General features: G+C 68.2%; 7 protein-coding genes and 1 pseudogene. 1 reads left to right on the forward strand and 7 read right to left on the reverse strand.

Annotated features, from left to right (window positions below; translation table 11 throughout):
- Nucleotides 1-1724, forward strand: a 1724-nt coding sequence (typA, locus tag AC30N0_RS13135; RefSeq protein WP_489518358.1) for a translational GTPase TypA, incomplete at its 5' end; no start/stop codon positions are given.
- Between the two features lie 22 nt (nt 1725-1746).
- Here the strand turns inward: typA and AC30N0_RS13140 are convergent.
- The 7 genes and pseudogenes from AC30N0_RS13140 to AC30N0_RS13170 all read right to left on the reverse strand — a co-directional run.
- Complete coding sequence (locus tag AC30N0_RS13140) at nt 1747-2802, reverse strand: 2-oxoacid:ferredoxin oxidoreductase subunit beta (RefSeq protein ID WP_489518359.1); 1056 nt, start codon at nt 2800-2802, stop codon at nt 1747-1749.
- On the reverse strand, nt 2799-4667 hold the full coding sequence (locus AC30N0_RS13145) for a 2-oxoacid:acceptor oxidoreductase subunit alpha (protein ID WP_489518360.1): 1869 nt from the start codon (nt 4665-4667) through the stop codon (nt 2799-2801). Before AC30N0_RS13145 ends, AC30N0_RS13140 begins: the two co-directional genes overlap by 4 nt.
- On the reverse strand, nt 4664-6502 hold the full coding sequence (locus AC30N0_RS13150; RefSeq protein WP_489518361.1) for an FAD-dependent oxidoreductase: 1839 nt from the start codon (nt 6500-6502) through the stop codon (nt 4664-4666). The genes AC30N0_RS13145 and AC30N0_RS13150 overlap by 4 nt, the downstream gene beginning before the upstream one ends.
- 213 nt (nt 6503-6715) lie before the next feature.
- Nucleotides 6716-6940 (reverse strand): hypothetical protein, encoded by a 225-nt coding sequence (locus tag AC30N0_RS13155; RefSeq protein WP_489518362.1) that lies wholly within the window; start codon nt 6938-6940, stop codon nt 6716-6718.
- A gap of 253 nt (nt 6941-7193) precedes the next feature.
- Complete coding sequence (locus AC30N0_RS13160; RefSeq protein ID WP_489518363.1) at nt 7194-8000, reverse strand: TatD family hydrolase; 807 nt, start codon at nt 7998-8000, stop codon at nt 7194-7196.
- A 68-nt stretch (nt 8001-8068) separates the two neighbouring features.
- Nucleotides 8069-8467 (reverse strand): PilZ domain-containing protein, encoded by a 399-nt coding sequence (locus tag AC30N0_RS13165; protein WP_489518364.1) that lies wholly within the window; start codon nt 8465-8467, stop codon nt 8069-8071.
- Nucleotides 8464-8856, reverse strand: a pseudogene (locus tag AC30N0_RS13170) (DNA polymerase III subunit delta'); the annotation flags it as partial. The pseudogene AC30N0_RS13170 and the gene AC30N0_RS13165, both read right to left, overlap by 4 nt.

Raw genomic sequence — 8856 nt, forward strand, 5'->3', positions numbered from 1 at the left:
GCACCTTCCGCGCCCACGAGAAGGTGACCGAGCGGGTGATGGACTCGAACGACCTGGAACGCGAGCGCGGCATCACGATCCTGGCCAAGAACTGCGCCGTCGAATGGAAAGGGACGCACGTCAACATCGTCGACACGCCCGGCCACGCCGACTTCGGCGGCGAGGTCGAGCGGGTGCTGTCGATGGTCGACAGCGTGCTGCTGCTGATCGACGCCGTCGAGGGGCCGATGCCGCAGACCCGCTTCGTCACCCGAAAGGCCCTGGCGCTCGGCCTGAAGCCGATCGTCGTCGTCAACAAGGTCGACCGGCCCGGCGCTCGTGAAGACTACGCCGTCAACGCCACCTTCGACCTGTTCGACAAGCTCGGCGCCAGCGAAGGCCAGCTCGACTTTCCGGTGATCTACGCCTCGGGCCTTAACGGCTGGGCAACGCTCGAGAAGGGCGCCCTCGGCACCGACCTGGCGCCGCTGTTCGACGCGATTCTCGAGCACGTGCCGGCGCACGCCGGCGAGCCCGGCGATCCGCTGCAGCTGCAGATCTGCTCGCTCGACTACTCCACCTACGTCGGCCGGATCGGCATCGGCCGCATCAACCAGGGCACCCTGAAGCCGATGCAGGACGTGGCCCTGTACTCGGGCCCGGACTCGACGCCGCTGAAGGCGCGTGTCAACCAGGTGCTGAAGTTCGAGGGCCTCGAGCGCCAGCAGGCGACCGAGGCCGGGCCGGGCGACATCGTCCTGATCAACGGCATCGAGGGCATCGGCATCGGCGTCACGCTGACCGACCTCGAGCGGCCGCTGCCGCTGCCCATGCTGCAGGTCGACGAGCCGACGCTGACCATGAACTTCTGCGTCAACAACTCGCCGCTGGCCGGCCGCGAGGGCAAATTCGTGACCAGCCGGCAGATCCGCGATCGCCTCGACCGCGAGCTGCAGAGCAACGTCGCGCTGAAGGTGCGCGACACCGAGGAGGACGGCGTCTTCGAGGTCTCCGGCCGCGGCGAGCTGCACCTGACGATCCTGCTCGAGAACATGCGCCGCGAGGGCTACGAACTCGCCGTCTCGAAGCCGCGCGTCGTCTTCCACGAGAAGGACGGCGAGCGCCTCGAGCCGATCGAGTTCGTCACCGCCGACGTCGAAGACCAGCACCAGGGCGCCGTCATGCAGGCGCTCGGCGAGCGACGGGCCGACCTGGTGAACATGGAGTCGGACGGAAGAGGGCGGGTGCGCCTCGACTACAAGATCCCGGCGCGCGGCCTGATCGGCTTCCAGAACGAGTTCCTGAACCTGACCCGCGGCACCGGCCTCATCAGCAACATCTTCGACAGCTACGAGCCGTACAAGGGAGAGATCGAGGGTCGCAAGAACGGCGTCCTGATCAGCCAGGACGACGGCGAGGCGGTGACGTACTCGCTCGGCAAGCTCGACGATCGCGGCCGGATGTTCGTCAAGGCCGGCGATCCGCTCTACGAAGGCATGGTGATCGGCATCCACAGCCGCGACAACGACCTGGTCGTCAACGCGGTGCGCGGCAAGCAGCTCACCAACTTCCGCGTCTCCGGCAAGGAAGACGCGATCAAGATCACGCCGCCGATCCAGCTCACGCTCGAGTACGCGGTGGAGTTCATCTCAGACGACGAGCTGGTCGAGATCACGCCGAAGTCGATCCGCATCAGGAAGCGCCACCTGAAGGAGCACGAGCGGAAGAAGGCCTCGCGCGAGTGACGCACCCGGCGCCGGCCGGGAGCTAGACCAGGCCGGCGTTGATCGAGGCGAGTGCCGCCGAGCCGGGGCAGAGGGCCGCATCGTCGAGCCCGTTCAGCGGCACCTCGACCGTGTGCAGGTGCTCGTGCAGGTCCTCGGCGCCGGCGCGCACGTAGAGCAGGCCGGTCAGGATCTCGCCGCGCGCCTCGTGGGCCGCGATGTGGCCCATGGCGGCTAGCCGGTCGCCCGGGTCGTAGCCTTCGGCGAGCTTCCTCAGGCGCAGCACGCTGCCGTCGTGCTGCGTCACCTCGATGATCTCGCCGGGGCCGTACGAGGCGGTGACCGGGTCGCGGCGCGGCATGAAGTCGAGCCGGTTGACGGCCTCGTTGTGCTCGCGCACGTAGTCGTAGCTCTTGGTGCTGCCGGCGTGGTTGTTGAAGGCGACGCACGGGCTGATGACGTCGAGCAGGGCGGCGCCGCGGTGCCGCAGGGCGCCCTTGATCAGCGGCACGAGCTGCTCCTTGTCGCCCGAGAAGCTGCGCGCCACGTAGCTGGCACCGAGCTGCAGCGCGAGCGCCACCAGGTCGATCGCGGAGTCGCTGTTGACGACGCCGCGCTTGCTCTTGCTGCCGGTGTCGGCCGTGGCCGAGAACTGGCCCTTGGTCAGCCCGTAGACGCCGTTGTTCTCGACGATGTAGGTCATGTTCACGCCGCGCCGCATGGCGTGCGCGAACTGGCCGAGGCCGATCGAGGCCGAGTCGCCGTCGCCGCTGACGCCGAGGTAGATGAGGTCGCGGTTGGCGAGGTTGGCGCCGGTCAGGACCGAGGGCATCCGCCCGTGCACGGTGTTGAAGCCGTGCGACGCGCCGAGGAAATAGTCGGGCGTCTTCGACGAGCAGCCGATACCCGACAGCTTGGCGACCCGGTGCGGCTCGATGTCGAGCTCCCAGCAGGCCTGGACCAGCGCCGCCGAAATCGAGTCGTGGCCGCAGCCGGCGCAGAGCGTCGAGATCTTGCCTTCGTAGTCGCGCCGCGTGAAGCCGAGCGCGTTCCTCGGCAGGGTGGGGTGGTGCAGGCGCGGCTTGGCGATGTAGGTCATGCTGCTTCTTCCCGCGCGATCGGCTCGACGTTGGCCGGACGCAGCCGCGCCGCGATGGCTTCGGTGATGAAGCGCGCCGTGATCGGCGTGCCGTCGAAATGCAGGATGGGCTGCAGCCGCGCCGGGTCGACCTCCTGCTCGTTGACGAGCATCATGCGCAGCTGGGCGTCGCGGTTCTGCTCGACGACGAAGACCGTCTCGTGCGCGGCGATGAAGGCGTCGACGGCTGCACCGAACGGAAAGGCGCGGATGCGCAGGGCGTCGACGTCGATGCCATCGGCCTCCAGCCGGTCGAGTGCCTCGCTCATGGCCGGACTCGTCGACCCGAAGTAGACGACGCCGAAGCGGGTGGGGCGCGGGGCCCGCCGCGCGACCGGCTGCGGCACGAGCTCCTTGGCCGTTTCGAACTTCTTGAGCAGGCGGTTCACGTTGTAGATGTAGTCCGGGCCGGCTTCCGAGTAGCGGGCGTACGCATCGCGCGTGGTACCGCGGGTGAAGTAGGCGCCCTTCGACGGGTGTGTCCCCGGCCAGGTGCGCCAGGGGATGCCGTCACCCTCGACGTCGAGGTAGCGGCCGAAATCGGCGCCTTCGTCGAGCCGCTCGCGCGTCATCACCTTGCCGCGGTCGTAGCGGTGCGAGTCGTCCCACTCGAGCGGCTCGCACAGGCGGTGGTTCATGCCGATGTCGAGATCCGTCATCAGGAACACCGGCGTCTGCAGGCGGTCGGCCAGGTCGAGCGAGCGTGCTGCGAACTCGAAGCACTCGCGCGGATCTTCGGGAAACAGCAGCACGTGCTTGGTGTCGCCGTGCGATGCGTAGGCGCAGCTCAGGAGATCGGCCTGCTGCGTGCGCGTCGGCATCCCGGTGGACGGGCCGCCGCGCTGCACGTTGATGATGGTCACCGGGATCTCGGCGAAGTAGGCCAGGCCGATGAACTCGGTCATCAGCGAGACGCCAGGCCCCGAGGTCGTGGTGAAGGCACGGGCACCGTTCCAGCCGGCGCCGACGACGATGCCGATGGAGGCGATCTCGTCTTCTGCCTGGACGATGGCGAACTTGTTGCGGCCGCTCGCCTTGTCGACGCGCAGCTTCTCGCAGTATTTCTGGAACGCTTCGGCGAGCGACGAGCTCGGCGTGATCGGGTACCAGGCACAGACGGTCGCGCCGCCGTAGACGCAACCGAGCGCCGCTGCCGCATTGCCTTCCATGAAGATGCGCTTGCCGACCCCGTCGCGGCGCTCGATGCGCAGGCCCAGCTGGTCCCCAAGGTGCTCACGGCCGTGGTGCAGGCCCATCATGAACGCGTCCAGGTTGGGCTGCAGCAGCTTCGTCTTGCCGCGGTACTGCTCGCCGAGCAGGGTCGCGATGACCTCGGGCTCGATGCCCAGCATCGCCGCCAGCACGCCGACATAGACGATGTTCTTGAGCAGCTGACGCTCGCGGGGATCGTCGTAGCGTGTCGCGCACAGGTCGGCCAGGGGCACGCCGAGGACGACGACGTCGCTGCGGAACTTGGAGGCGGGCAGGGGCCTGGAGCTGTCGTAGAGGAGGTATCCGCCCGGCTCGATCTCGGCCAGGTCCTTGTCCCAGGTCTGCGGGTTCATCGCCACCATGAGGTCGACGCCACCGCGCCGGGCGAGGTAACCCTTCTCGCTGACGCGCACCTCGTACCAGGTCGGCAGTCCCTGGATGTTCGACGGGAAGATGTTGCGCGGGCTGACCGGCACGCCCATGCGCAGCAGGCTGCGCGCGAACAACTCGTTGGCGGAGGCCGAACCCGACCCGTTGACGTTGGCGAACATGACGACGAAGTCGTTGACGGCCTCGATGCGTGCCACCGCATCGGCCTTCCCGGGCAATGTCATGAAACGGCAGCTCCCTTCCGGAGACCGGGCGCCGTGTTGCGGCAGGCGTGGCCGGCACGGGCCTGCGAGATCATGAACTTCTGCATGTCCCAGGCCCCGGTCGGGCAGCGCTCCGCGCACAGGCCGCAATGCAGGCAGACGTCTTCGTCCTTGACCATGACGCGCCCCGTCTTCAGCGTCGAGGAGACATAGAGCGGCTGCTCCACGTTGAGGGCCGGCGCGTGCAGCCGGGTCCGCAGCTCGGCCTCCTCGCCGTTGAGCGTGAAGCTGATGCAGTCGGTCGGGCAGATGTCGACGCAGGCATCGCACTCGATGCACTGGCTGGTGGTGAACACCGTCTGCACGTCGCAGTTGAGGCAGCGTTGCGCTTCCTTCCACGCCGTGGCGACGTCGAAACCGAGCTCGACCTCGACCTTGATGTTCTTCAGCACCTGGCCCACGTCGCGCCAGGGAACCTTGTTGCGGAGATCGGGCGTGACGTCGTTGTCGTAGCTCCACTCGTGGATGCCCATCTTCTGCGACACCAGCGTCACGCCCGGCGGCGGCCGGTGCGTTACGTCTTCGCCGTTCAGGAACTTGTCGATCGAGATCGCTGCAGCGTGGCCCTGGGCTACGGCCCAGATGATGTTCTTCGGCCCGAGCGCCGCGTCCCCGCCGAAGAAGACGCGCGGCAGGCTGGACTGCAGCGTCGTGGCGTCGAGCACCGGCATGTTCCACTCGTCGAAGGCGATGCCGGCGTCGCGCTCGATCCAGGGAAAAGCATTCTCCTGGCCGACGGCGACGAGCACGTCGTCGCACGCGAACACCTGTTCGGGCTCGCCCGTCGACACCAGCTGGCGCCGGCCCTGCTCGTCGCGGACGGCGCGGACCTTGTCGAAGCTCATGCCGGTCAGCCTGCCGTTCTCGTGCAGGAACGCCTTGGGCACCAGGCAGTCGAGGATCGGGATGCCTTCGTGGATGGCGTCCTCCTTCTCCCACGGCGATGCCTTCATCTCCTCGAAAGGCGAGCGGACGATGACCTTGACGTCCTCGCCGCCGAGGCGCCGGGCGCTGCGGCAGCAGTCCATCGCGGTGTTGCCGCCGCCGAGGACGATGACGCGCCGGCCGATCACCGTGACATGGCCGAACGAGACCGAGGACAGCCAGTCGATGCCGATGCGGATGTTGGCCGCGGCCTCCTGGCGGCCGGGGATCGCCAGGTCGCGGCCGCGCGGCGCCCCGGAGCCGACGAAGACGGCGTCCCAGTTCTCGGCGAGGAGGCTGCGCATGGAATCGATGCGCGAGCCGCCTCGGAACTCGACCCCCAGTTCCAGCACGTAGCCGGTTTCCTCGTCGATCACTTCCTCGGGCAGGCGGAAGCGTGGAATCTGCGACCGGATCATGCCGCCGGCGCGTGTGTCGCCGTCGAAGACGACCACCTCGTAGCCGAGCGGCGCCAGGTCGCGCGCGACGGTCAGCGACGCCGGCCCGGCCCCGACGCAGGCGATCCGCCTGCCGTTGCGCCCGGTCGCCGGACGGGGCAGGCGGGCGGTGATGTCTCCCTTGAAGTCGGCGGCGACCCGCTTCAGCCGGCAGATTGCCACCGGCTCGGGCTTCTCGGCCTGGGCTTCCTCGACACGGCCGCGTCGGCACGCCGGCTCGCACGGGCGATCGCACGTGCGCCCGAGGATGCCCGGGAACACGTTCGACTCCCAGTTCACCAGGTAGGCATCGTCGTACCGGCCGGCAGCGATCAGGCGGATGTACTCGGGAACCGGGGTGTGGGCAGGGCAAGCCCACTGGCAGTCGACAACCTTGTGGAAGTAGTCAGGATCGCCGATATCGGTGGCTTGCAACGCGTCCCTTTCGGCGCTCCGCCATGGGCTCTGTGCACCGTCAGCGCACAGCGAGCACGATGCTAGGGCGGCCCACCGCGGTTGTCAGCAGGGTTTGTTCGGCGCGGACCGAGGTGAGGGCATGGCAGGGCCATCGAGGCTGTGCCCGTCCATCACCGACTTGGTTTACATAATATACATCGTCGCGCATGCAGTTCCGGAACAACGGGCTCGTCAGTCTTCGGTCGAATCCGGCGCCTCGGCCGATTCGACCTCCTCGTCGAACGCCTTCAGCTCGACCAGAGGCTTCTCCGGCCGCGGTTTGTCGAGCGGCCTGCAGATCGTGCTCTTCAGCCGGGCCAGCCGGTCCGACCGCTCGAGGGCCGCGAAGACGAGCTCCGGCGACGTCATGAGCGCAAAGGGGTTGGAAACGTGGTCGCTGTCGCTGCTGGTGTCCATGGGTCGCTCGGTGGGGGTCGATGCGGCCGAATGTAGGTAGAGCCTCGTTTCGCGCCCAGTTGGCGCCAGGCGGTTTGCTGTGTCGGGAACTGCCTGACAAGGACGTCCATGTCGGGTTGCCAATCCGTGACGTTAAACCAGAAAACTTCTTTGCGGATAACAGCTTGAGACGCCTATGCAAAGCGGTTTCGATGTTCCCGTGCCGCCTGACCTCACGGACCGCATGAGCTCCGTGGAACACCGCATCGAGACTTCAAGACGCTTCTGAGCTTCGTGGAACAAAGCAAGGGACACGGAACAGTCGTTCGAAGTTGGTGCGAGTGGCCTCGGCGACTTCCTCGACCGTGATTCCCTTGACCGCGGCGAGCTGGCGGGCCACGTGCGGCACGTACGCCGGGGAATTCGGCTTGCCGCGAAACGGGACCGGCGCCAGGTACGGGCTGTCGGTCTCGATGAGGCAGCGGTCCAGCGGCACGAAGGCGGCCACCTGGCGAAGCTCGTGCGCCGTCTTGAAGGTCAGGATCCCGGAAAACGAGATGTGGAAACCGCGGTCGAGGGCCGCGCGGGCGACCTCGGCCGTCTCCGTGAAGCAGTGGAAGACGCCGCCGGCCGTGCTGCCCTGCTCTTCGTCGAGCACGCGCAAGGTGTCGGCCGAGGCGCTGCGGGTGTGGATCACGAGTGGCAGGCCCGAGGCGCGCGCGGCGGCGATGTGGGTCCGGAACCGGTCCCGCTGCCACTCCATCTCGGCCAGTGTTCGCCCTTCGAGCCGGTAGTAGTCGAGCCCGGTCTCGCCGATCGCCACGACCTTCGGCCGCCGAGCCAGTTCGACCAGCCCCTCGACGGTCGGCTCGCGGCTGTCGACGTCGTCCGGGTGCACGCCGACGCTGCACCAGAAGTTGTCGTAGGTCGCCGCCAGGGCCTGGACGCGGTCGAATTCGTCGAGCGTGGTGCAGATGCAGAGCGCACTCTGGACGCCCGCCTCGGCCATCGCCTGGCGGATGGCGGGCAGGTTGTCGAAAAGCTCCGGGAAGCTCAGATGGCAGTGGGAATCGACGTACATCCGTCGATTTTCGGGCAACGGCCTCTGCGCGTGGCAGCGTGCCCCCGGGCGGCCCTTCGCCGGCCCGGTCAGATCGTCTGGGTCGGCTTGGCGGACGCCAGCGAGGTCCCGAGGGCATCCTCGATCCGCTGACGGAGCGCGCGGCTCTTCTCGTCGGCGGGGAAGCGGACGCCGACGCCTTGCGTGCGGCCGCCCGAGGCATTCGCCGGCGTGATCCAGCCGACCTTCCCGGCCACCGGATAGCGCTGCGGGTCGTCGGGCAGCGACAGGAGCAGGTAGATGTCCTCGCCGAGCCGGTAGTCGCGCGTCGTCGGAACGAAGATGCCGCCCTCGCTGAACATCGGCATGTACGCGGCGTAGAGGGCGTTCTTTTCCCGGAACACGAGCTGGATGACGCTGGGGCGCGCCGGCGGCGACGCAGGCACGCCGGTGCCAGAAGGGTTGGCGCGTGCAGCCGGTTCGCTCATCGGGGGGAGTTTAGCGACAGCGCCTGCGCCGGCTGCTGCTGCGACCGCGCCGTTTTCAACGCTTGACGCCCCTGTTCGACGAGACTTTCGACCCCGAGGTCGACGATCCAGGGATGGTCGGCTTCCGTCGCCAGGCGCGTCAACTCCCGGCCCCAGGCCGACAAGGCGGCCAGGTTCGCACCCGCGACGAGGCTCCCGGGCGGGAAGAAGCGCGGCGCGGCACCGCAGGCCACGGCCGCAGCGTCGTGACAGAGCTTCTGCAGCATCTCTATGGCGAGCGGCAGCGGCAGCCCGTGCAAGGCCGACGCCTCGCCCCGGCCCACCCGCCCCGGCAGGGCGCGCCAGGCCGCGGCATCGATGCCCAGCGCAGCCCAGGCCAGCACCTCCTG

The organism is Rhizobacter sp. (genome assembly GCF_031412495.1).
In the GTDB taxonomy this organism is placed as follows: domain Bacteria; phylum Pseudomonadota; class Gammaproteobacteria; order Burkholderiales; family Burkholderiaceae_C; genus Schlegelella_A.

Excerpts from the sequence above, each read along its gene's own strand:
- AC30N0_RS13140 (WP_489518359.1), bottom strand. The coding sequence starts at position 2,802 with ATGACCTACATCGCCAAGCCGCGCCTGCACCACCCCACCCTGCCGAGG.
- AC30N0_RS13145 (WP_489518360.1), bottom strand. The coding sequence starts at position 4,667 with ATGACATTGCCCGGGAAGGCCGATGCGGTGGCACGCATCGAGGCCGTC.
- AC30N0_RS13155 (WP_489518362.1), bottom strand. The coding sequence starts at position 6,940 with ATGGACACCAGCAGCGACAGCGACCACGTTTCCAACCCCTTTGCGCTC.
- AC30N0_RS13160 (WP_489518363.1), bottom strand. The coding sequence starts at position 8,000 with ATGTACGTCGATTCCCACTGCCATCTGAGCTTCCCGGAGCTTTTCGAC.
- AC30N0_RS13165 (WP_489518364.1), bottom strand. The coding sequence starts at position 8,467 with ATGAGCGAACCGGCTGCACGCGCCAACCCTTCTGGCACCGGCGTGCCT.